This window comes from Microvirga makkahensis (assembly GCF_009830105.1).
GTDB lineage: Bacteria > Pseudomonadota > Alphaproteobacteria > Rhizobiales > Beijerinckiaceae > Microvirga > Microvirga makkahensis.
Genome location: NZ_WURB01000004.1, coordinates 280,425 through 302,594 on the forward strand (window position 1 = coordinate 280,425; position 22,170 = coordinate 302,594).

The 22,170-nt window shown below is 64.8% G+C and carries 17 protein-coding genes; 12 read left to right on the forward strand and 5 right to left on the reverse strand.

All coding sequences use genetic code 11. The features are described from left to right. The first annotated feature begins 11 nt into the window (after positions 1–11). The 10 genes from cydB to GR328_RS07940 all read left to right on the forward strand — a co-directional run bounded on the left by cydB (position 12) and on the right by GR328_RS07940 (position 14,275). A complete protein-coding gene (gene cydB, locus GR328_RS07895; protein WP_160883973.1) occupies positions 12–1,061 on the forward strand; it encodes a cytochrome d ubiquinol oxidase subunit II in 1,050 nt (349 codons plus the stop codon). Next, on the forward strand, positions 1,061–1,282 hold the full coding sequence (locus GR328_RS07900; protein ID WP_160883974.1) for a hypothetical protein: 222 nt from the start codon (positions 1,061–1,063) through the stop codon (positions 1,280–1,282). The genes cydB and GR328_RS07900 overlap by 1 nt, the downstream gene beginning before the upstream one ends. A gap of 550 nt (positions 1,283–1,832) precedes the next feature. After that, positions 1,833–3,608 (forward strand): type I secretion system permease/ATPase, encoded by a 1,776-nt coding sequence (locus tag GR328_RS07905; RefSeq protein WP_160883975.1) that lies wholly within the window; start codon positions 1,833–1,835, stop codon positions 3,606–3,608. Further along, on the forward strand, positions 3,609–4,931 hold the full coding sequence (locus GR328_RS07910; RefSeq protein ID WP_160883976.1) for an HlyD family type I secretion periplasmic adaptor subunit: 1,323 nt from the start codon (positions 3,609–3,611) through the stop codon (positions 4,929–4,931). Positions 4,932–5,159: 228 nt separating this feature from the next. Next, positions 5,160–7,394: an alpha,alpha-trehalose-phosphate synthase (UDP-forming) gene (locus GR328_RS07915; RefSeq protein WP_160883977.1), complete on the forward strand. Its 2,235-nt coding sequence runs from the start codon at positions 5,160–5,162 to the stop codon at positions 7,392–7,394. Continuing rightward, positions 7,387–8,157 (forward strand): trehalose-phosphatase, encoded by a 771-nt coding sequence (gene otsB, locus GR328_RS07920; RefSeq protein WP_246215750.1) that lies wholly within the window; start codon positions 7,387–7,389, stop codon positions 8,155–8,157. The genes GR328_RS07915 and otsB overlap by 8 nt, the downstream gene beginning before the upstream one ends. Positions 8,158–8,161: 4 nt before the next feature. Next, positions 8,162–9,973 (forward strand): glycoside hydrolase family 15 protein, encoded by a 1,812-nt coding sequence (locus GR328_RS07925; RefSeq protein ID WP_160883978.1) that lies wholly within the window; start codon positions 8,162–8,164, stop codon positions 9,971–9,973. A gap of 104 nt (positions 9,974–10,077) precedes the next feature. Next, positions 10,078–11,013, forward strand: coding sequence for a glucokinase (locus GR328_RS07930; RefSeq protein ID WP_425487026.1), 936 nt, complete (start codon positions 10,078–10,080; stop codon positions 11,011–11,013). A 146-nt stretch (positions 11,014–11,159) separates the two neighbouring features. After that, positions 11,160–12,275 (forward strand): M14 family metallopeptidase, encoded by a 1,116-nt coding sequence (locus tag GR328_RS07935; protein ID WP_160883980.1) that lies wholly within the window; start codon positions 11,160–11,162, stop codon positions 12,273–12,275. A 416-nt stretch (positions 12,276–12,691) separates the two neighbouring features. Then, positions 12,692–14,275 (forward strand): peptide chain release factor 3, encoded by a 1,584-nt coding sequence (locus GR328_RS07940; protein WP_160883981.1) that lies wholly within the window; start codon positions 12,692–12,694, stop codon positions 14,273–14,275. A 180-nt stretch (positions 14,276–14,455) separates the two neighbouring features. Here GR328_RS07940 and GR328_RS07945 read toward each other — a convergent pair whose 3' ends face one another. The 5 genes from GR328_RS07945 to GR328_RS07965 all read right to left on the reverse strand — a co-directional run bounded on the left by GR328_RS07945 (position 14,456) and on the right by GR328_RS07965 (position 19,510). Beyond that, positions 14,456–15,358, reverse strand: a complete 903-nt coding sequence (locus tag GR328_RS07945) for a sugar kinase (protein WP_160883982.1) — start codon at positions 15,356–15,358, stop codon at positions 14,456–14,458. A gap of 79 nt (positions 15,359–15,437) precedes the next feature. Continuing rightward, complete coding sequence (locus tag GR328_RS07950; RefSeq protein ID WP_160883983.1) at positions 15,438–16,346, reverse strand: N-acetylglucosamine kinase; 909 nt, start codon at positions 16,344–16,346, stop codon at positions 15,438–15,440. 44 nt (positions 16,347–16,390) lie between these two features. Then, positions 16,391–17,281, reverse strand: coding sequence for an N-acetylmuramic acid 6-phosphate etherase (locus tag GR328_RS07955; RefSeq protein ID WP_160883984.1), 891 nt, complete (start codon positions 17,279–17,281; stop codon positions 16,391–16,393). Between the two features lie 102 nt (positions 17,282–17,383). Further along, positions 17,384–18,409 (reverse strand): serine hydrolase domain-containing protein, encoded by a 1,026-nt coding sequence (locus GR328_RS07960; protein WP_160883985.1) that lies wholly within the window; start codon positions 18,407–18,409, stop codon positions 17,384–17,386. A 3-nt stretch (positions 18,410–18,412) separates the two neighbouring features. Then, a complete protein-coding gene (locus tag GR328_RS07965; protein WP_160883986.1) occupies positions 18,413–19,510 on the reverse strand; it encodes an anhydro-N-acetylmuramic acid kinase in 1,098 nt (365 codons plus the stop codon). A gap of 139 nt (positions 19,511–19,649) precedes the next feature. Here GR328_RS07965 and GR328_RS07970 point away from each other — a divergent pair, with 139 nt between their 5' ends. Together GR328_RS07970 and GR328_RS07975 are read left to right on the forward strand one after the other, a co-directional pair. Then, complete coding sequence (locus GR328_RS07970) at positions 19,650–21,149, forward strand: ABC transporter substrate-binding protein (protein ID WP_160883987.1); 1,500 nt, start codon at positions 19,650–19,652, stop codon at positions 21,147–21,149. A 73-nt stretch (positions 21,150–21,222) separates the two neighbouring features. Continuing rightward, a complete protein-coding gene (locus GR328_RS07975) occupies positions 21,223–22,170 on the forward strand; it encodes an ABC transporter permease (RefSeq protein ID WP_160883988.1) in 948 nt (315 codons plus the stop codon).

Genomic DNA, 22,170 nt, shown 5'->3' on the forward strand with positions numbered 1-22,170 from the left:
AGGACGGGAGCATGTTCGGGTTTGGCAACGAATACGAAGGTCTCGCCTTCTGGCTGCCGCTGATCTGGGCGGGCCTGATCGCCGTGGCCGTCGCAATGTACGTGATCGTCGACGGGTTCGATCTGGGTGTCGGAATCCTGTTCAAGGCGGCCCGCAGCGAGAATTGGCGCGACCGGATGATGTTTTCCGTGGCGCCGATCTGGGACGGGAACGAGACTTGGCTCATCCTCGGCGGCGGCGGTCTCTTCGCGGTATTCCACGTCGCCTATGCGGTGCTCATGCCGGCGCTCTACGTGCCGATCATCCTCATGCTGATCGCGCTCATCTTCCGCGGCGTGGCCTTCGAGTTCCGCTTCAAGTCCGACCGCTCGAAATTCCTGTGGGACAACGCGTTCTTCTTCGGTTCCCTGCTCGCGACCTTCTTCCAGGGAATGGTGCTCGGTGCTTTCGTGCAGGGCTTTGCCAACGACGGACGCCAGTTCACCGGCGGCACGTTCGACTTTCTCTCCCCCTTCAGCGTCGTCACCGGCATCGGCCTCATCTTCGGCTATGGTCTTCTCGGCGCGACCTGGTGCGTGATGAAGACCACGGGCGAGCTTGAAATCTGGGCGCGGCGCATGGCCGTGCGCTTCCTGATCCTGACAATCGCCGCCATGGCCGTGGTCTCCCTCTGGGTTCCATTCCTCGGCAGGCAGATCGAAACCCGCTGGTTCTCCTGGCCTAATATCGCGTTTCTCGCGCCGATCCCGCTGATTACGGCCTATGTTGCCTATCGCCTGTTGCGCGACTTGGAAGAGGGGCGGCACTACCGCCCGTTCTTCCTTGCCATCGGCCTCTTCCTGCTCGGCTATCTCGGGCTTGGCGTCAGTCTCTTTCCGTTCAACGTGCCGCCGAACCTGACGATCTGGGATACGGCCAATACGGTCGATTCCCAGCTCTTCGCGCTCGTGGGCTTTGCGATCGTGATGCCGCTCACCTTCGCCTATACGGCCTATGCCTATTACGTGTTCCGCGGAAAGGTGGCCGAGGAGATCCAGGGCGGCGGCTACGGATATCATTGATGCGGGCGGACATCCATCGTCCGCCGGAGACGTGCCAGGACGCATCGCTCGGCGCCGAACGATGCGCCGTTTCAGACGATGAACATCGGGCTGATCCCGAAGGCGGTCTCCACTTTCGGGTGCGATACAAACGCCTGCTCTGGTTCGTGCTCATCTATCTCGCGAGCCTCGCGGCCTTTGCGGCCCTGGTCTACGGGCTCAAGCTCATCATTCCGCGCTGAGGCTGGGCGCGGTGCCGATGAGATCCTCGGCGGCAACCCCCGCCGCAAGGCTATGCCGAACCGTCATGGATCCTGCGCGCACCCGGTTCGCCGGTTCGGGCCAGCGTGGCTGGCAGAGGACGGAGGCTGCCCGGGATTTCCATAATGTGACCTCATTTCTGGGCCAGATCCGCTTAACCATAAAATGGATCGGTGAGTTCTGCTGGATCGAATGATCCGTGATCCGTCCTCCCTGAACGAAGGGGAGGAGCAGCCGGACCGAAGACTGACGGCGTTTTTAGTTGACATTTTGATATGAATTATTGTTACAAAAAAAGTGGCGTAACGGAAGGCGCCGATTTGGGGCTAATCAGCATCCTTAAGAGTTAAATCCTTAGAGCTAGGCGAGCACCGGGAAAACCGGCCCGTGTCCGCTAAATGCTCCTATGATCCGAAGCAGGGGAACAAAGCCGTCGCAGGACAGCTGGTCTCGTGTTAGGGTATAGCTTTACATGGTGGTGCAGGACTGGACGGTGTGCCGGGAATCCGGACCATCGATGGAAAGAAGATAATGAAGCAATCATCGAAGAATCGGGAAGAGAGCACAGAGGTTCAGGACGCTCTGAAAGCGTGCTTGCCGTCCTTCACGAACGTGGCCGTTTTCTCGGCGGTCGTAAACATCCTGGCCCTGACCGGCTCGGTCTACATGCTCCAGGTCTATGATCGCGTGCTGTCGAGCCGGAGCATCCCGACCCTCGTCGGCCTCTCGCTGCTCGCGCTGGCGGCCTATGCCCTCTCCGGCGGTCTCGACATGCTCCGCGGCAGGATGCTGGCCCGCATCGGCGCCCGCTTCGACGAGATCCTCGCGCCCCGTGTGTTCGATCTGGTCGCCACCATGCCCCTGAAGGGCGCCAAGACGTCCGAGAGCATGCAGCCGATCCGGGACGTGGACACGATCCGCGGCTTCCTGTCGGGCCTGGGCCCTACGGCTCTCTTCGACATGCCCTTCATGCCGATCTTCCTGATTGGCTGCTTCATGATCCATCCCTGGATCGGCGTCATGTCCGTGATCGGCGGCGTGTGCATCATCATTCTGACCATCTACACGGACGTCAAGAGCAAGGAGCCGTCCTACGAGGTGACGAAGAGCGGCGCCGAGCGTCACGCCATGGCGGAAACCAGTCGCCGCAACGCGGAGGCGATCCGCGCGCTCGGCATGCTGGGTTATCTCGGCAAGCGCTATGACCAGGTCCATGTCCGCCATGTCAACGACGGTCTCGCGGTCAGCGAATCCTCAGCGGGCATCAGCGCCTTCGCCAAGGTGTTCCGGATGGTCCTGCAATCGGGCATCCTGGGTCTCGGCGCCCTCCTGGTGATCGAGGGACAGATGACGGGCGGTCTGATGATCGCCGGGTCGATCCTGATGTCGCGGGCTCTCGCTCCCATCGAAATCGCCGTGGCGCACTGGAAAGGCTTCACCGCCTCCCGGCAGGCCTATCGCCGTCTTCAGCACATCATGACCCTCGTTCCGCCGCAGGGCCAGCGCATGCCGCTGCCGGCCCCGAAGCAGGTCGTGTCCGTGGAGGAGGTTTACGTTTCCGCGCCGGGTGCGCAGTTCCCGATCGTACAGGCTGCCACCCTGCGCCTCCAGGCAGGCCAAGGCCTAGGCCTGATCGGTCCGAGCGCCTCCGGCAAGTCGACGCTGGCCCGTGCTCTGGTCGGCGTGTGGCCGACCCTCCGCGGCGAGATCCGACTCGACGGCGCCGCCCTCGACCAGTGGGAGCCCGACAGCCTCGGGCGTCACATCGGGTATCTGCCGCAGGACGTGGAACTCTTCGAGGGCACGGTGGCCGAGAACATCTCGCGCTTCCATCCGAACCCCAATCCGGAGGACGTCATCGCCGCGGCGAAGACGGCGGGCGCCCATGAACTGATCCTGGGCCTGCCGGACGGATACGACACGCGCATCGGCGAAAGCGGCGCCTCCCTGTCGGGCGGCCAGCGCCAGCGTGTCGCCCTGGCCCGGGCTCTCTACGGCGATCCGTTCCTGGTGGTGCTCGACGAGCCGAACGCCAGCCTCGACGGCGCGGGGGACGAAGCGCTGAACCAGGCGATCCTCTCCGTCCGGCAGCGCGGCGGCATCGTCATCGTCATCACCCACCGCCCGGCCGCCCTGGGACAGGTCGATCAGGTCGCTATCATGGAAGAGGGGCGGATCAGGGCCATCGGCCCGCGGGACGAGGTCCTGCAGGGCGTGATGAAACGCAATACGGCTCCGGCACAGGCCCCCACGGTACGGGCGCAGCCGGCGCAGGCGCAGGCCGGCAGCCTGCGGGAGGTTGGTTAAATGATTGTCATGCAGAAGCCCCAGAAGCCTTCGTTGCACGAGAAGGTTCTGCGCCGGTCCGGTGTCGCGGGCCTGGCGATGATCGCCCTGTTCGCCGGCACGATCGGTCTCTGGGCGGCAACCTCGACCCTGTCGGGCGCCGTCGTGGCCGGCGGTCAGTTCGTGGTCGACAGCAGCGTCAAGAAGATCCAGCATTCCACCGGCGGCATCGTCGGGGAGCTGAAGGTGCAGGACGGCGACCGCGTCGAGGCCGGCGATCTCCTGATCCGCCTGGACGACACCCTGACGCGCGCCAACCTGCAGGTCGTGGCCAAGCAGCTCGACGAGTATATCGGGCGTCAGGCGCGCCTGGAGGCTGAGCGGGATGGTGCCGACGAGGTCAAGACGCCGCCCGAATTCGCTGCCCGCTCCGCTGATCCCGCCGTTCAGAAGATCATGTCCTCGGAACGCACGCTCTTCCTGGCGCGCCGCGCCTCTCGGGAAGCCCAGAAGGACCAGCTCAGGAAGCGCATCGCCCAGTCGCAGGACGAGATCGCGGGTCTGAAGGCGCAGCAGAAGGCGAAAGCCCGCGAGGCCGAGCTGATCAAGGAAGAGCTCAAGGGCGTTCGCGAGCTCTACGAGAAGAACCTCGTGCAGCTCCCGCGCCTGAACGCGCTCGAGCGCGATGCCGCCAGTATCGAGGGTCAGCGCGGCCAGCTTATTGCCGCCGTGGCCCAGGCGGAAAGCCGCATCGCGGAAACCTCGTTCCAGATTATCCAGATCGACGAGGAGATGCGTGCGGAGGCGATGCAGGAACTGCGCGAAATCCAGAGCAAGATCGCCGAGTACACGGAGCGGCGTGTGGCGGCCGAGGACCAGCTGAAGCGCATCGACATCCGCGCGCCCAGCGACGGTTACGTGCATCAGCTGAACGTCCACACCATCGGCGGCGTCATCTCCCCGGCCGAGCCGGTGATGCTCATCGTTCCCACGAACGACAAGCTCGAGCTCGAGGCCAAGGTCCTGCCCAACGACATCGACCAGGTGAAGCTGGGACAGAAGGCCACGGTGAAAGTGCACGCTTCGAACGCGCGCATGATGCCCGATCTGCACGGCAAGGTCAGCCGGATCTCGGCGGACGTGTCCCGCGACCAGCAGACGGGCATGACCTACTACACGATCCGCGTGGAGCTGCCGCAGGAGGAGATCAAGCGCCTTGAGGGTCTTCACCTCATCGCTGGCATGCAGGCCGAGGTCTTCATCGAGGTCAACGAGCGCACTCCGTTCGAGTACTTCTTCAAGCCCATGAAGGACCAGATCGCCCGCGCTTTCCGCGAGCATTGAGACCCCTAAGGGTTGCCTTTCGGACCGCACATGGCCCCCAGCCATGTGCGGTTTTTTATTGCCTGCGAGTCCAGTCTGAGGCCAAACCTGGAAAGTTCCGGAGAAAAGCCCATAACAGGGACGGGCGGTCCCCCACGGCAGCCCCGGACAGAAGCAGTACACCGAGCTTTTCGGCTGTTGCGGCTTCAGCCCTCCGAATTGTCTCGAGGATCGTGAGGAAGCAGAGGTTTGAGGATTATTTTTCGCTTCGGCGGTATTGCGTTGCTTGTCGCGGCCATCGTCATCCTGGCCGTTCTCCCGTTCGCCACATCCTTCGTCGAACAATGGGCACGGCGGGATGTGGAACTGCGATCTCATCTGGTCTTCAACTCCGCTCGCGACCAGGTCGCGGGTCTCCTGGCGAGCGGAGACGCGGCAAGGCTTGCCAGCTTCTTCGAGAGAATCGCCTCCGACGAGCGGGTTCTCGCCATCGGCTATTGCGATGGGGCGAGCCTGCGCGCGCCGACGCGCAACATGCCGCCCTCGTTCTCCTGCGCCCAGGCCGCCAGGGGCGAGGCCGTGAGCTTCTCCACGATCAGCAGCGAGGGCCGCGACATTCTGGTGAGTGCGTTCCCGCTGGCCGTATCCGGGCGGGAGGGGCATCTCGTGGTGCTGCATGATCTAAGCTATGCGGCCCGCCGGGGAGGGGAAGCCCGCAACTATCTCTTCCTGGCTCTTGCCGGCGTCGCCTTCGGAGCGTCCACCCTCGCGGCCCTGATCGCGGCGTTCATCATGCGCCGATGGCTGGCATCCATCCGGCAGGCGCTGGAGAGCGCCCGCGCGGGCGCCGCGGGTCCGCCGGAGCAGGAGAACATCATTCCTCTCGGCCAGGAGATCCGGGACGTCCTCCAGGAGCTGGAATCCTCGCGGCGCACCATCGATGCGGCCCATACGGACTGGAACCCGGATACCTTGCGGGCGGCCCTGTCCAACGAGCTGTCGGGCTCCGAGGTGATCGTGGTCTCGAACCGGGAGCCTTACATCCATAACCGGGCGGAGAACGGCGGCATCTCCCTGCAGATTCCCGCGAGCGGGCTCGTCTCCGCTCTCGAGCCTGTGGTGCGCGCCTGCGGCGGCACCTGGGTCGCGCATGGCAGCGGAACGGCGGACCGCGAGACGGTGGATGCGAACGACCGCGTGCCGGTCCCCCCGGCCAACCCGTCCTATACGCTCCGCCGCGTCTGGCTGACGGACGAGGAGCAGGACGGCTACTACTACGGCGCCGCCAACGAGGGGCTCTGGCCGCTCTGCCACATCGCTTTCGTGCGGCCGATCTTCCGTGAGCAGGACTGGCAGTACTACCGCTCCGTCAACGAGAAATTCGCGGACGCCATCGTCGCGGAGGCCAAGCGCGAGGACCCGATCATTCTGGTGCAGGATTATCATTTCGCGCTCCTGCCGCGCATGATCCGCAACAGGCTTCCCCAGGCGACCATCGTCACGTTCTGGCACATTCCCTGGCCCAATGCGGAAACCTTCGGCATCTGCCCCTGGCGGGAGGAGATCATCGACGGTCTGCTCGGCTCGTCGATTCTCGGCTTCCACACCCAGGCCCATTGCAACAACTTCCTGGACGCAGTGGATTCCTATGTGGAAAGCCGCATCAACCGGGAAACGGACACGGTCACGTTCGGCGGCGAGGAAACGCAGATCCGCCCCTATCCCATTTCCATCGAGTGGCCGCCGACGGCCCTGGAAGGCCAGCAGCCCGTCGAGGAATGCCGTCGCTCCGTGCGCGAGCGGCTCGGGCTGCCCTTGGACATGCGGATCGGCGTCGGCATCGAGCGGTTCGACTACACGAAGGGCATCCTCGACCGGATGCAGGCCATCGACGCGCTGCTGAACGAACATCCTGAATGGCACGGCAATTTCTCCTTCGTTCAGGTGGCGGCCCCGACCCGCAGCAAGCTCGCGAATTACCGGCAGCTGCAGGAGGAGGCCGAAGCCCTGGCGCGTGAGATCAACGAGCGCCATGGCAGCGAGGGATACGAGCCCATCAAGCTTCTCATCCGGCATCATGAGCCCGACGAGGTCTTCGAGCTGTTCAGGGCGGCTGACCTCTGCATCGTGTCGAGCCTGCACGACGGCATGAATCTCGTGGCCAAGGAATTCGTGGCGGCTCGGGATGACGAGGAAGGCGTTCTGATCCTTTCGGCCTTCGCGGGCGCTTCGCGCGAGCTGTCGGAAGCCCTGATCGTGAATCCCTACAACGCTCATGCCATGGGCCAAGCTATCAATCGCGCGCTCACGATGCCTCCGGCCGAACAGCGCGAGCGGATGCGCCTGATGCGCGACCAGGTGAAAGAGCGTAATGTGTATCGCTGGGCAGGGCAGATGCTGCTTGCTGCCTCACGCCTGCGCAAGCGGCAGAGAATTCGGCGCTTGATCACTGCTGGCAGAAACCGGGCCGCCGCCAATGCATGATCACTCCATTGGGCTTTCCGGCATGGAGGAGGCTTACGCCCTTTTCCTCGATTTCGATGGAACGCTGGTGGACATTGTGGAGCGCCCCGACGCCGTCGTGGTGGATCCCGCTCTGCCCGATATTCTCCTGCGCCTCGAGGAGGGGCTCGGCGGCGCGCTCGCCATCGTCAGCGGACGGCCCGTGGCCTTCCTCGACCGCCAGCTTCAGCCTCACCGGTTCGACATGGCGGGGCTGCACGGCCTCGAGCAGCGCATTGCCGGCAACCTGCACCTCTGCGATCCGGAAGAGCACCCTGAGCTGCGCCGGATGATCGGCCGTTTGCAGGAAGTGGTTGCCGAGAAGGCCGGCGTTCTGGTCGAGGACAAGGGCTGTTCGGTGGCTCTTCACTGGCGCCTCGCGCCCCAGGAAAAGGAATTCGCCCTGGCGACGGCCCATGCCGCGGTGGAGGCTTTGGGCAGCGAGTACCGCCTGCAGCACGGCAAGTCGGTGGCGGAAATCCTTCCTTCCGCCGCCGGCAAGGGAAAGGTCATCGAGCGGTTCATGCACTCCGCGCCCTACAAGGGCCGCCGCCCGATCTTCGTCGGGGACGACCTGACCGACGAAAACGGGTTCAGGACGGTGAACGCCCTGGGTGGCCTGTCCGTCCGCATCGGGGCAGGCGAGACAATTGCCAAGGTTCGCTTGAGAACGCCGGCCGATCTGCGACATTGCCTGTCCAGATGGGCATCGGATGGGTCTCTTCCTTTCAACGTGGGTGATTGAACAGATGAGTTCGCTGGATCTCGCCGTCATCGGCAATTGCATGATTTCGGCCCTGGTGGATCGTCGGGCGCAGATCGTCTGGAGCTGCTTTCCCCGGTTCGATGGCGACCCCGTCTTCTCCGCACTGCTCGATTGTCCCGAAGGGCAAACGGATGCGGAGCAGAAAGGCATCTTCGCGATCGACATGGTCGGCATGGTCAGCTGCGAGCAGAGCTACATTCCGAACACGGCCGTCCTCGTCTCGCGAATGACGGATTCCTTTGGAAACATCATCGAGATCACGGATTTCGCACCGCGCTTCAAGCACTTCGACCGCATCTTCCGACCGCCCATGCTGATCCGCCGCGTCACGCCCCTCAAGGGGCGCCCGCGCATCCGCATGCGGTTGCGGCCGCATTTCGAATGGGGCAGTTGCGCCCCCGGCACGACCCGCGGCAGCAATCATCTGCGGTTCGTGGGGCCGCATTCCTCCTTGCGGCTCACCACGGACGCGCCCGTGTCCTATGTGCACGAGGAAAGACCGTTCGTGGTGGAGCGGCCCATCTCCTTCTTCTTCGGCGAGGACGAGCCGCTTCGCTCCGAGGCCGACACCACCGCCCGCGAGTTTCTGGACAGCACCATCGGCTTCTGGCGTGATTGGGTGCGCTCTCTTTCCATCCCGTTCGATTGGCAGGAGGCGGTGATCCGGGCCGCCATTACGCTCAAACTCTGCAACTTCGAGGAGACGGGCGCCATCGTGGCCGCACTCACCACGTCGGTGCCGGAGGCGCCGCACACGCAGCGCAACTGGGACTATCGCTATTGCTGGCTGCGCGATGCCTATTTCGTCATTCAGGCCCTCAACCGGCTGGGCACCACCAAGACGATGGAGGAGTATCTCACCTATATCACCAACATCGTCGACGACATGGACGCCATTCCCGACCAGAAGGACATGCCGCCCCTGTTCAGCATCACGCGCTCCCCGTATCTGGAGGAGCGCGAGGCCACGGCCCTGGCGGGCTACCGGGGCATGGGGCCGGTGCGCGTGGGCAACGCGGCCTATACGCAGATTCAGAACGATGCCTATGGCAGCATCGTCCTGGCCTCCGTGCACGCCTTCCTCGACAAGCGCATGATCCGCCCGGTCGGCAACCGCGCCCTGTTCTCGCATCTGGAGAAGCTCGGTCACCGCGCCATCCAGGTGTTCGATCAGCCCGATGCCGGGCCCTGGGAGCTGCGCACCAAGGCGGCCGTGCATACGTTTCCGAGCGTGATGTGCTGGGCGGCCTGCGACCGTCTCGCCAAGATCGCCGTTGCCATGGAGCGCGAGGACCGGGCTGCGTTCTGGCGCGAGAATGCGGACAGGATGCACCGCATCATCGACGAGAGGGCTTTCAATCCGCAGACGGGCACCTTCGTCTCGTCCTTCGGCGGAGAGCATCTCGACGCGACCCTGCTGCTGCTCTCCGAGCTCAACTTCGTGAAGCCGGACGATCCGCGCTTCGTCGCTACCGTGGATGCGGTGGGCAAGACCCTGCGCCGCGGCGACCTTCTCCTGCGTTATGATGTGGAGGACGATTTCGGGCGCATGCACACGGCTTTCATGATCTGCGGGTTCTGGTACGTGGACGCCCTGAACGCCATCGGGCGCAAGGAAGAGGCGAGGGAGCTCTTTGAGCACATCCTGAGCCTGCGCAATTCCTTCGGCCTGTTTTCCGAGGACGCCGACTTCACGACCGGCGAGTTATGGGGCAACTTTCCCCAGACCTACTCCATGGTGGGTCTCATCAACTCCGCCGTTCGCCTGAGCCGGAGCTGGGAAGACGCGCTCTGAAGGGTGGCCGCTCCGGCGGGGTGAGACAAGGACGATAGGCTCTCTCGATGTTCGCATTCCCTGTTCTGCTCGGAGACATCGGCGGCACCAATGCACGCTTTGCCGTGCTGCCCGCCCCCGGAGAGCCCGTGCATCTCCTGCCTCGCACCCTGACGGCGCAGACGCCCGATCCGGTCGGCGCCATCAGGATCGCCCTCCAGGGCTATCAGGGCGAGGCGCCCCTTTCGGCCATGTTCGCCGTGGCCACCCGCGTGGACGCGCCCGCGATCCGCCTCACCAATGCCCAATGGGTGATCGATGCCGAGGAGATCGGCACGGCGCTGGCGCTCGAGCGCGTGACCCTTGTCAACGATTACACGCCCGTCGCCGCCTCCGTGGCGGTGCTGAGCGAGGAGAAGGGAGATCTCGCCCCGATCGGCAGCGGCCATTCGGCGACAGGGGGGCGGGTCGTGCTCGGGCCGGGCACGGGTCTGGGAGCGGGGGCGCTGATCCCAGTGGAGGATCGGTTGGCCATTGTGGCGACCGAGGCGGGGCATATCGAGTTCGGTCCCTCCACCGACGAGGAGGCGGCGCTCTGGCCGCATCTGGAGCGGGTCGGCGGGCGCGTTTCGGCGGAGGTGGTGCTGTCGGGGCCGGGCCTGTTCCGCATCGCGAAGGCGATCGCCGCCCACCGACGCGTCGATTGCCCCTATACTAAGCCGAACGACGTTCTCTCGGCCGCCCGCGACGGTGACGAGCTGGCGCAGACCGCGCTCGATCTCTTCGCACGGTGGCTCGGACGCTACGCGGGCGACATGGCGCTGACCTTCGAGTCCTCCGGCGGCGTGTTCATCGCGGGCGGCATCGCGCCGCGCATGGTGGATATTCTCCAGAGCGGCGGTTTCCGGGACGCTTTCGACCGCAAGGCGCCCCATGACGCCTGGGCGCGCAAGGTACCCGTTTTCGTGATCGTGAACCCGGAGCCGGCCTTGCAGGGGCTTGCCGCAATCGTTACGAATCCCGGCCGCTTCGTGTTCAAGTCACAGGGGTGGGTTGCCTGACGCAGGCCGCCTCGATGCCTGGGCACGGTCCCTCTCATAGACGGCGTATCGTGGGATTCGCAAAACCGGACCCGCTCTTCACTGACGTGGCCCTTCGGGTCCGCACGATGCGCTAGAACCCGCTCAGGCCGCCGCCGTTTCCCGTCATGAAAACAGAACAGATCGCCCTTTCGCCGCTCGCTCCCGGTGCCAGCCTGTCGCTCACCGTTCACCGCTTCGGCGAGGCTGGCGCGCGCCCCCGCGTCTATGTGCAGGCCTCGCTCCACGCGGACGAGATCCCCGGCATGATCGCCGCCCACCATCTGCGCGAACGCCTCGCGGCCCTTGAGGCGGAGGGCAGGATCAGGGGCGAGATCATCCTCGTGCCGAGCGCCAATCCCATCGGCCTCGCCCAGCGTGTCCTCGGCGACCATATCGGGCGCTTCAATCTCGCCGACGGCCTCAACTTCAACCGCGGCTATCCGTATCTCGTGCCCAAGGCGGCCGAGCGGATCGAGGGAAAGCTCTCCGCCGATCCGGAGGCGAATGTCCGGCTGATCCGTGAAGCCCTGCGCGCCGAACTCGACGCCTGGGGGACGAGCAACCCGGCCGAGGCGATGAAGAAGGCGCTGCTCACCCTCGCCATCGAGGCGGACATCGTCCTCGACCTGCATTGCGATGCCGAGGCGGTGGAGCATCTCTACACGCATACCCGTTCGGCGGACGAGTTCGCGCCACTCTCCGCGCTCATCCGGGCGCAGGCCTATCTCCTGGCGGACGAATCCGGCGACGATCCCTTCGACGAGGCCTGCAGCCGGCCCTGGGCCGAGCTCGCGGACCGTTTCAAGGATCATCCGATCCCCTTCGGCTGCCATTCCACGACCCTCGAGTTCCGCGGCGAACGGGACGTGAGCCATGAGCTCGCCCGGTGCGACGCGGCGGCGCTCGTCGCCTACATGACCCTGCGCGGCGCCATCGCGGGAGAGGCTCCTCAGGTTCCCGTCCCGCTCTGCCAGCCGACGCCGCTCGCGGCGTCCGAGCCGGTCCCGTCCCCGGCCACCGGCATCGTGGTGTTCCAGGCTCAGGTCGGCGACCGCGTGAAGGCGGGCGACGTGATCGCGGATATCGTGGACCCCCATGGCGGCACCGTAACCCAGGCGACATCCCCCTGCGACGGTTTGGTCTTCGCCCGGATCGCACAGCGTTTCGTTACGGAAGGAACGCGCCTCGCCAAGGTGGCCGGAACCACGGCCAAGCGCACGGGCAAGCTGCTCAGTGCGTGATCCGGCGGGCGCCTCGCGTCATGTCCATGACACGTCATGGCCCGGCTCGTCCCGGCCACCTCGACGAGGAGAGGCATCGGGATCACCGGCACAGGGCCGCTGCCGGCGGATCCGCCGGCTTTCCCCTTGGAGGCTTGTCAGAAAAGAAAGGCCGCCTCTAAGAGGCGGCCTTTCCATTGTCGGTTCCACGGCCCGCTGAAAAAGCCGGCCTATTGATGTGCGTTACACACCGATCTCGGCAGAGGCCAAGATCCAGGTCACGGCAACCGGGGACCGTAGGGTATGACAATGAGACACTGGATCACCTCCTTTCGTTGTTGACGGGAAACCCCCATATGGGGTGAGAAGACAGACACGAAAGGGCGGGGCGCTGCGGCGTTCTGACCCCCCACCGTTTCCTGAAGTACTTGAGAGCCATGACCGACCTTCCGGCCCCTGTGGGCCGCCGCCGAACCTTTGCCATCATCTCCCACCCCGACGCGGGTAAGACCACGCTGACCGAGAAGCTCCTGCTCTTCGGAGGCGCGATCCAGCTCGCGGGCGAGGTGAAAGCCAAGAAGAACCGCGTCTCGACCCGCTCCGACTGGATGGGGATCGAAAAGGAGCGCGGCATCTCGGTCGTGACCTCGGTCATGACCTTCGAGTATGGCGGTTGCGTCTTCAACCTCCTCGACACGCCGGGCCACGAGGACTTCTCGGAGGACACCTACCGCACGCTCACGGCGGTGGATTCGGCCATCATGGTGATCGACGCGGCGAAGGGCATCGAGGCGCGCACGCGCAAGCTCTTCGAGGTGTGCCGCATGCGCGACATCCCCATCGTGACCTTCATCAACAAGATGGACCGCGAGGCGCGCAGCCCCTTCGACCTGCTCGACGAGATCGAGAAGACGCTGGCCCTCGACACGGCGCCCATGACCTGGCCCATCAGCCAGGGCAGGAGCTTTGCGGGCACCTTCGATCTGCGCCGCAACGTGGTGCGTCGCATCGACACGGACGACGAGCCGACGCCGATCTCCGGCCCCGACGATCCGAAGGTCCTGAACCTGTTGCCCCCGGAAGAGGCGGAGGCATGGCAGGAGGAGGTGATGCTGGCGCAGGAGGCCTGTAGGCCGTTCGACCTCGAAGCCTTCCGCGAGGGTCATCTCACGCCGGTCTTCTTCGGCTCCGCCTTGCGCAATTTCGGCGTGCGCGACCTCATCGACGCCCTCGCCGAATACGCCCCCCCGCCACGCGGCCAGGAGGCTGACAAGCGCCTCGTGAAAGCCGGCGAGAGCCGCATGACCGGCTTCGTTTTCAAGATCCAGGCGAACATGGATCCGAACCATCGCGACCGAATCGCCTTCATGCGAATCTGCTCAGGCAGGCTCCAGCGCGGCATGAAGGCGAAGCTCGTGCGCACGGGCAAGCCCATGAGCCTCAACACGCCGCAATTCTTCTTCGCGCAGGACCGCGCCATCGCCGACGAGGCCTGGGCGGGCGACGTGGTGGGCATTCCCAATCACGGCACGCTGCGCATCGGCGATACGCTCACCGAGGGCGAGGACATCGTGTTCCGCGGCGTGCCGAGCTTCGCCCCGGAGATCCTGCGCCGCATCAAGCTGCAGGACGCGATGAAGGCGAAGAAGCTGCGCGAGGCGCTGCAGCAGATGGCGGAGGAGGGGGTCGTCCAGCTCTTCGTTCCGCAGGACGGTTCCGGCGCCATCGTGGGCGTCGTCGGCGCGCTGCAGCTCGATGTACTGAAAGAGCGTCTCGGCGCCGAATACGGCCTGCCCATCGATTACGAGCCGACGCGCTTTTCGATCTGCCGCTGGATCACGGCGGACGATCCCAGGGAGCTCGACAAGTTCATCGAGAGCCACCTGTCATCAATGGCGCGCGACCTCGACGAGGCGCCGGTGTTCATGGCGGCGAATGCCTTCAACCTGCAATACGAGATGGATCGCTATAAATCGATCCGGTTCTCGGATGTAAAGGATTACCAGAAGAAGGCGGCTTAAAAAGCCGCCTTTTCTTTTGACGCTTTGATGTTCTCGTCCCAAGGGCTCCCTTCGTCATCCCTTCCGCGGGATCACCGGCCTTGTGCCGGTGATCCCGATCCTTGGAAGCGGGTGCGCTCTTCGCATTGGGATGGCCGCGACAAGCCCCGTGATGACGAACGAAGTGCGATGGTGTCGCTCTCAGGCCGCGAGCTTGCGCTCGGAAAAGCGCGCCTGAGTGTGTGCGATGTCGCTGAGACTCGGCAGACTCGCTTCGTTGCCGAGATGCTGAATAGCATGGGCGGAGGCCGCGCGGGCGAGGATGAAATGCTCGCGCCAGGGAAGCTCGGGGCGCGCCATGGCGGAATAGACGTAGGCCCCGTGGAAGATGTCACCCGCCCCGTTGGTGTCCACCACCAGCGAGCTTGGAACGTCGAGCGCCGGAAGGACGCTTTCCGTGCCGCTCTCGTCGTACCAGAGCATGCCGCGCTCGCCCATGGTCACGCCGCCGATCCTGCAGCCGCGCCCCTTCAGGTAGGCCAGCATCGCACTTGGACTGAGATCCATCTGCTCGCACAGGCGCTCGGCGACGATGGCCACATCGATGAATTCGAGAAGCTCATGGGTGTTGGAGCGCAGGCCGCCGCCGTCGAGGGAGGTGAGAATGCCGGCCTCGCGGCAGGCCTTGGCGTAGTGCATCGCCGCATCGGCCTGATGGCCGTCGAGATGGAGCGCGCGGCAGTTCTGCAGGTTCAGCGGCGGCACGGGATGGAGGTAGTGATCGTCGCGGCAGCGCACGATGGCGCGCTTGCCGCCGCGCGGCATGATGAAGGAGAGCGATGATTCCTTCACCTTCCGGTGGTGGACCGAAATGCCGTATTTCGCGGCCATGTCGATGAACATGCGGCCCAGCCAATCGTCGGCGATCGAGGTGAGGAGGTCCGGGGCGATGCCGAGCTTCGCGCAGGCGAAAGCGGCCGTCACGGCGTTGCCGCCGAAGGAGATGGCGTAGTCCCGGGCGACAGTCTTGTCGTCTCCGGTCGGGAGTTCGTCCGCCAGGAAGGTCACGTCGATATAGGTCTGGCCTACGAAGAGAGCTTGCATCGTCAACAATGGTCCCGGTCCGAATGGAGTTTGGAGTCTTGAACGAGGAGAGGGCAATAGGCAAGCCTTGCCGGCACGGTCATGCCTTGTTCAAGGTGGCGGCGAGCCTCGCGGCGGTCAGGCCGGCATCCAGGTCGGTGCTGATGAATTCGACCGGCACGACGAGGTTGTTCCGGAAGGATTCCGCAACGATGGGATGGAGGCGCGAGCTGCCTCCCGCGAGCGCCACGGGCCGGGGACCGATGCGCTTGGTCAGGCTGTTGGCGAGGCGGGCCAGCTCCTCGCCGGCCTCCCGCAGGATGCGCAGAGCCGTGCCGTCGTCCGCCCTTGCGGCCTCCCCGACGACCTTGGCGAGAAAGCCGATTTTGCCTCTGTCGCCGCCATAGACATAGGAGCGCACGATGTCCCAGTCCGTGCCGCCGAGCGCCCTTTCGAGGCATCGGCCGAGGGGCGTGGCCCAACCCTGGCCCGGGCTCTCCTCCTCCTTGCGCAGAATGGTCTTGAGGGCCTCCCGGGCAATCCAGAAGCCGGAGCCGCCGTCGTCGATCAGGTTGCCGCGGCCGCCGATCCGGATCACCTCCTTGGTCTCGGACAGATAATAGCCGATGGAACCCGTGCCGCTGTAGACGAGGATCCCCTCTCCCAGCGCAAAATAGGACAGGTACGCGATCCACATGTCCTCGGCGACGAAGACCTTGTCCGGTTGCAGCGCGAAGATTTCCGCGAAGAGGACGCGCATTTTCGCCTCGGACGGCGTGTCGCGGGTGAGCCCCGTGACTCCGGCGATGATGCCGAGCGGCTTGCCGTGACGCACGATCGCCTGGGCCATGTCGAGGATGATCTGGCGGGCTCTCTCCTCCGCGGCGGCGGAGAACAGGTGGCCGGTGAGCGGATCGGCATGCCCCTGCGCGACGCATTGCCCCTGTTCGTCCGCCAGACGCCAGCGCGTCGCGGTTCCGCCCGCGTCGATGCCAAGCCCCAATGCCATGACGCTTCTTCAAGCCCTTCCCGCCGTCAGCCCTTCGCGGCGTCTTATGTCTTCTTCGAGAAGTCTGCCAGGGCTTTGCGCAAATTGCCACCGCTGCGCGCAAGCGCCTCTTGAGCCTCCTGCGCCTCGGCGCCCATGGCGATGAGAACGGCCGTCTTCAGGTCGCCGCCGGCCTGAAGAATGGCATCGGCGGCGGTGGCTTCGTCGCAATCGGTGATCTGGCGCACCATGATCTCGCTGCGGCGGCGCAGTTTCGCGTTCGTCGCGCGCATGTTCACCATGAGCCCGCGATAAACGCGGCCCATGCGCACCATGATGAGGGAGGAGAGCAGGTTCAGGATGACCTTCTGCGCCGTGCCCGCCTTCATGCGGGTCGAGCCTGCGATCACCTCCTCGCCCGTGTCGGCGAGGATCGGATGGGAGCAGACATCGAGGAGGGGCGCGTCCGCATTGTTGGAAATGCCGATGGTCTGCGCGCCGCGCGAGGCCGCCTCCTTCAGGGCCGCAATGGTGAACGGAGTCTGGCCGCTCGCCGCTACGCCGATCACCACATCGTCCGGCCCGACATCGTTGCCGCGGATGCCGGCGATGCCGTCCTCCACCGAATCCTCCGCATTCTCCACCGCCCTCATGATCGCGCGATCGCCCCCGGCGATCAGATAGACGAGCTTGTCGTCGGGCCAGTTGAAGGTGGGCGGCAGTTCGGTCCCGTCCTGCACCCCGATGCGGCCGGAGGTGCCCGCGCCCACATAGACCAGACGCCCGCCCCGGCGCAGGCGAATCGTTGCTTCTTCGGCGGCAGCGGCGATGGCCGGGAGCGACGACCTTACGGCGGCGACCGCCGAGAGCTGCCCCTCGTAGAAGGCCGAGAGGACATCGAGGCTGGTCCAGGTGTCGAGATCCAGGAAGCGGGTGCTGAAATGTTCTGTCGCCATTCTGCCAACTTTCTTCCAGACCAATATAGGACCAGTTGGCGGCTCCAGCAATCGAAGGTGGGAGCTCCAAAGGCCCGCGTCACCACCTTTTTGCAGGCATCCTTAAGGCCGGGTCCGGCCGTCGAACAACGCGATGACCCGCTCGCCCGTTGCACGTCGCAGGTCGACGATTCCACTGTCCCTGTGGCGGGATGGATGAACCCTGTTGGTCAGGAGCGACCAGGCGAGCCCCCGCTCGAAATCAATCCAGAGGCCCGTGCCCGTAAAGCCCGTATGGCCGATGGTCGTGGGGGAGCACACATCGCCCCCGTGCCAGCCGGGGTAAGAACCTTCCCAGCCGACGGTCCGCGTCTCCGATTCGCGCGTCCTGACAACCTCGAGCGAAGGAGCGGAGAGGGCCGAGCCATCGAGAAGTCCCTGGGCGAAATCCAGTACGCCGTCGATGGTGCCGAACAGGCCCGCGTGGCCGGAAGCGCCGCCGAGCGCGAAGGCGTTCTCGTCATGCACTTCGCCACGGATCACGCGTTCCCGCCACGTGCAGTGCTCCGTCGCCGCGCATAGGCGCGGGACGGGCCGGAAGGAAAGACTCTCCGGTAGCGGCTGATCGATCAGCGCCTGTCCCGTGATGCGCTCGATGGCGATGCCGAGCAGCATGAAGTTGATATCGGAATAGACCGGCGGGCCGCTCCGCCAGACGCGCTGGAGGATGAAGGCGCGCAGCGTGCTCGGATCCTGCCCATAAGTGTAGAGCGGCTCGACGGCGGGCAGATGCGTCTGATGCGCGAGGCATTGCCGGAAGGTGAGCCGCCGCTCGGCGGCGCTCATGTCGTACTGGCGCAGATCCGGAATCGCAGTGATCAACGGATCGTCCAATGCGATGCGGCCTTCCTCGACCAGGTGCAGAATCCTTGTGGTTGTGAAGATCACTTTCGTGAGCGAGGCGAGGTCAAACCATGTCCCGCGGGAGAGGCTCTCCTCATGGGGCTCGATCTGCGCGTGGCCTTTCCAGCGGACGTCGCGCTGCCCGTCCGCTGTGACGATCCCGAGCATGGCGCCGGGAATGTCGCGACGCTCCACAGCGGCGAAGGCAGGCGCGAAGGCTCGATCGATGATCTTGTCGAGAGACATGACTTAGACGGCGCGATGGAGTTCGCCGCCGGGCATGGGATGCGGCACGCCCGTCGTCGTGGGAAGGCTGAGAGGCAGGCCGAGCGTCGATCTGACGGCGAGATAGCCGAAGGCCTGGGCTTCGAGGAAGTCACCGTTCCATCCCACGGCCTCCACGGGATCGACAGGAACCCCGAGGCGCTCGTGCAGCCGGCGCATGAAATGCGCGTTGAGACGTCCACCGCCGGTGACGAGCCAGCGCTGCGGCGCGCGCGGGACATGGCGAAGCGCGGCGATTGTGGATTCGACGGTGAAGGCCGCGAGCGTCGCCGCGCCGTCCTCGTCCGAGAGAGCCTCGACACCTTCGGCCCGGGCGTGGAAATCCTGCCGGTCGAGGGCCTTGGGCGCTGGACGCGCGAAGAAGGGATTGCTCATGAAGGCGGCGACGAGTGGCTCGTTCACCGTACCGGATGCGGCGAGCCTGCCGTTCTCGTCGAAACTCAGACCCCTGCGGCGCAAAACGAAATCGTCGAGCAGGGCACTGGCCGGTCCGGTGTCGAAGGCGATTACCGTCTCGCCGTCGATATAGGTGACATTCCCGACACCGCCGAGATTGAGGATCATGATCGGCTGCGGCAGGCTGCTTGCGAGCGCGCGGTGATAGAGCGGAACGAAGGGCGCGCCCTCGCCGCCCGAGGCGACATCCGCATGACGGAAGCGGGACACCGTGTCGATTCCGAGCTCCTTCGCGACCATGGCGCCGATGCCGAGCTGGCGCGTGAAGCGTATCTCCGGCCGGTGATAAACCGTCTGGCCGTGAAAGCCGACGAGGCTCACCTCCTCGGAAGAGATGCCGTTCTCTTCCATGAAGTGGCGGATGGCGTCGATATGCGCTCGCGTGACCGCCCGCTCGAGCTCATCGAGCGGTTCGCTTTGCGCGCGCTCCGGCTGTGCGATCAGATCCTGCAGGGATCGTCTCAGCCCGGCGGGGTAGGAGAATGTGCGCCCAGATCCAGGCTTCACGAGAGCCTCGCCATCCGTCTCGACGATGGAGACGTCGATCCCGTCCATGGACGTTCCGCTGATCACGCCGATAGCTTTGACGGGCGGGCGTTGCGACATCGGTTCCTCCAGGAATCGGGCTGTTTCGCGGACCATAGCACAGGACCCCAAGTGGTCTAGAGTGGTATGAGATTGGATCATGACAGGCCCGAGGACCTGCTCTATAAATTTCGCGCGGCTTGCAAGGGAGAAAAGACGCATGTTCAGGTCAATGCTGCGCGGCGTGGTCGGCGCGGGATTCATGGTGGTGGCGCTGACGACCGCCTCGGCCCAGGTTCTGGAGATCGGAGCGGATAGCGGTCCCACCGGGCTCGATCCCCATCTCATCACAGCCTTCCCGAGCTTCATGGTGGTCAACGGCAACATCTATGAGGGCCTCACCGCCATCGACAAGGATCTGAAGATCATCCCGGGCCTCGCCGAATCCTGGACCGTTTCGGAGGACGGCAAGACCTATACCTTCAAGCTACGCTCGGGCGTGAAATTCCACGACGGCTCATCCATGGAGGCTACGGACGTGGTGGCATCCGTGAGGCGCCTGCTGAGCAAGGACATGGCCTCGCCCCTTGCGAGCCGCCTCTCCGCCGTGGAGAGCACCAATGCCATCGACGCGCGGACGGTGGAGCTGAAGCTGACGGAGCCGTCCGCAGCGCTGCTCAGCTCATTGTCCGGCATCGCCATCGTGCCGCGCGCCATGGAGGCGAACAAGGACGCGCTCCAGAAAACGCCTGTGGGGACCGGCCCCTTCAAGTTTCAGGAATGGCAGCCGAACGGCTATATCCTCCTGACCAAGAACGAAGCCTACTGGGACAAGGGACTTCCGAAGCTCTCCGGGCTCAAGTTCACCATCGTGCCTGAATCGGCCACCCGTCAGGTGGGGCTGGCCAACGGCCAGTACGCGCTTCTTCCGAACATCGACGCGGCGACGGCTCTTCAGCTCAAGGGCCGGCCGAACGTGAAGCTCGCAGAGACTATGGATCTCGCCTACACGTTGATCGGGCTTAACGTGTCGAAGCCCCCCTTCGACAACCCGAAGGTGCGCGAGGCCGTGAACTACGCCATCAACCGACAGGAGATCGTCGATGCGGCGCTCTTCGGCGCAGGCGTGCCCGGCGGTCCTCTCTCGCCGGCCCTCAAGTCTTGGGCGCTCGACGTGAAGGAGTTCGGCTGCTATGCGCACGATCCGGCGAAGGCGCAGGCTCTACTGAAGGAGGCGGGCGTGAAGACGCCCGTTGCCGTTTCCATGAAGGTCCTGCCGCGCCAGGACATCAAGGACGTGGCCCAGGTCGTTCAGGAACAGCTGAACAAGGCAGGCTTCAAGGTGGAGCTGATCAACCAGGAGCAGGGCCAGTTCATTCAGGATTGGCGCAACAGCAACTTCGACATGTTCGCCTCCATCAATGCGGGCCAACCCGATCCGGACGAGTATTTCTACCGCACCTTCCGCACGGGTGGCTCGACCAATGTATTCAAGTATTCGGATGCGGAGATCGACGGCCTGCTCGACAGGGCCCGTACCCTGTCGGATCAGGCCGAGCGCAAGAAGGCCTACGATCAGGTGCAGAAGAAGCTCGCGTGCACGGGCCCGGTCGCGCATCTGACATACGGCACGCTGTTCTCGGCCATGAACGACAAGCTCAAGGGCTATGACGTGATGCCGAACCGATCACTCATGATGCTGCGCAGCGCATCCTACTGACCTACTGACCGCTTCCGACACCGGCGCGGTTCTTCGCTGCGCCGGTGCACTCTTTTCAGGAGGACCTGTCCCGATGAGTCGCGTTCTGCTCGCACGCCTGATCGATCTCGTCATCGTGCTCTTCGGCGTGTCGATCATCGTGTTCCTGATGATCCGGCTGATTCCGGGCGACGCGGTGGCGATCATGCTGGGAGCCAATACCGAGATCACGCCGGAGCGCATGGCGGAACTCAACCGCCGTGTCGGTCTCGATCGTCCGATTGTCGAGCAGTACCTGCTCTGGGCCGCGTCCGCCCTGCGCGGCGATTTCGGAACTTCGCTCTGGACCGGACGTCCTGTCGCGACAGAGATTCTCGTCCATGTCTGGCCGACGCTCGAGCTGACCGCTCTCGCGCTCGCCATGGGTGCGGTTCTGGCCGTTCCCGTCGGCTGCCTTATGGCGCAAACGCGCGGAGGCACCGCCGATGTTGCCATGCGCATCGGTGCCATCGCGGGGCTCACGATCCCGTCGTTCTGGCTCGGGATCGTCATGATCCTCCTGCTTTCGGCGTGGGCGCCGAGCTTCGCGTCCCTCGGCTATGTGCCCTTCTCGGAGGATCCGCTCGGCAATCTCCAGCGCATGCTGCTGCCGTCGGTCGCGCTCGCTCTGCCGATTCTCGCCAATCTTTCTCGCCTCGTACGCTCGGCCATGCTCGACGCGCTGGGGCAGGACTATATCCGCACGGCGCGCGCCAAGGGCCTGCCGGAGCGGCGCGTGGTCTACAAGCACGCCCTGCGCAACGCGCTCATCCCGTTCCTCACGTCCGTTGGCATCATGACAGGCTATCTCCTCGGCGGCGCCATCGTCGTCGAGCAGGTCTTCGCCATCCCGGGTCTCGGACGCCTGATCCTCGGAGCCATTGGCGAGCGCAACTATCCGTTGATCCAGGCAACGATCCTAGTGGTGACGGCGGGCTTCGTGCTCGTGAACTTCCTGGTCGACTTCCTCTACATCCTCGTCGACCCGCGCGTGAGGGCTTGA

Bases quoted from the DNA above. Each gene is read 5' to 3' on its own strand.
- cydB (WP_160883973.1), top strand. From the start codon at position 12: ATGTTCGGGTTTGGCAACGAATACGAAGGTCTCGCCTTCTGGCTGCCG.
- GR328_RS07900 (WP_160883974.1), top strand. From the start codon at position 1,061: ATGCGGGCGGACATCCATCGTCCGCCGGAGACGTGCCAGGACGCATCG.
- GR328_RS07905 (WP_160883975.1), top strand. From the start codon at position 1,833: ATGAAGCAATCATCGAAGAATCGGGAAGAGAGCACAGAGGTTCAGGAC.
- GR328_RS07910 (WP_160883976.1), top strand. From the start codon at position 3,609: ATGATTGTCATGCAGAAGCCCCAGAAGCCTTCGTTGCACGAGAAGGTT.
- otsB (WP_246215750.1), top strand. From the start codon at position 7,387: ATGCATGATCACTCCATTGGGCTTTCCGGCATGGAGGAGGCTTACGCC.
- GR328_RS07925 (WP_160883978.1), top strand. From the start codon at position 8,162: ATGAGTTCGCTGGATCTCGCCGTCATCGGCAATTGCATGATTTCGGCC.
- GR328_RS07935 (WP_160883980.1), top strand. From the start codon at position 11,160: ATGAAAACAGAACAGATCGCCCTTTCGCCGCTCGCTCCCGGTGCCAGC.
- GR328_RS07940 (WP_160883981.1), top strand. From the start codon at position 12,692: ATGACCGACCTTCCGGCCCCTGTGGGCCGCCGCCGAACCTTTGCCATC.
- GR328_RS07945 (WP_160883982.1), bottom strand. From the start codon at position 15,358: ATGCAAGCTCTCTTCGTAGGCCAGACCTATATCGACGTGACCTTCCTG.
- GR328_RS07950 (WP_160883983.1), bottom strand. From the start codon at position 16,346: ATGGCATTGGGGCTTGGCATCGACGCGGGCGGAACCGCGACGCGCTGG.
- GR328_RS07955 (WP_160883984.1), bottom strand. From the start codon at position 17,281: ATGGCGACAGAACATTTCAGCACCCGCTTCCTGGATCTCGACACCTGG.
- GR328_RS07960 (WP_160883985.1), bottom strand. From the start codon at position 18,409: ATGTCTCTCGACAAGATCATCGATCGAGCCTTCGCGCCTGCCTTCGCC.
- GR328_RS07965 (WP_160883986.1), bottom strand. From the start codon at position 19,510: ATGTCGCAACGCCCGCCCGTCAAAGCTATCGGCGTGATCAGCGGAACG.
- GR328_RS07970 (WP_160883987.1), top strand. From the start codon at position 19,650: ATGTTCAGGTCAATGCTGCGCGGCGTGGTCGGCGCGGGATTCATGGTG.
- GR328_RS07975 (WP_160883988.1), top strand. From the start codon at position 21,223: ATGAGTCGCGTTCTGCTCGCACGCCTGATCGATCTCGTCATCGTGCTC.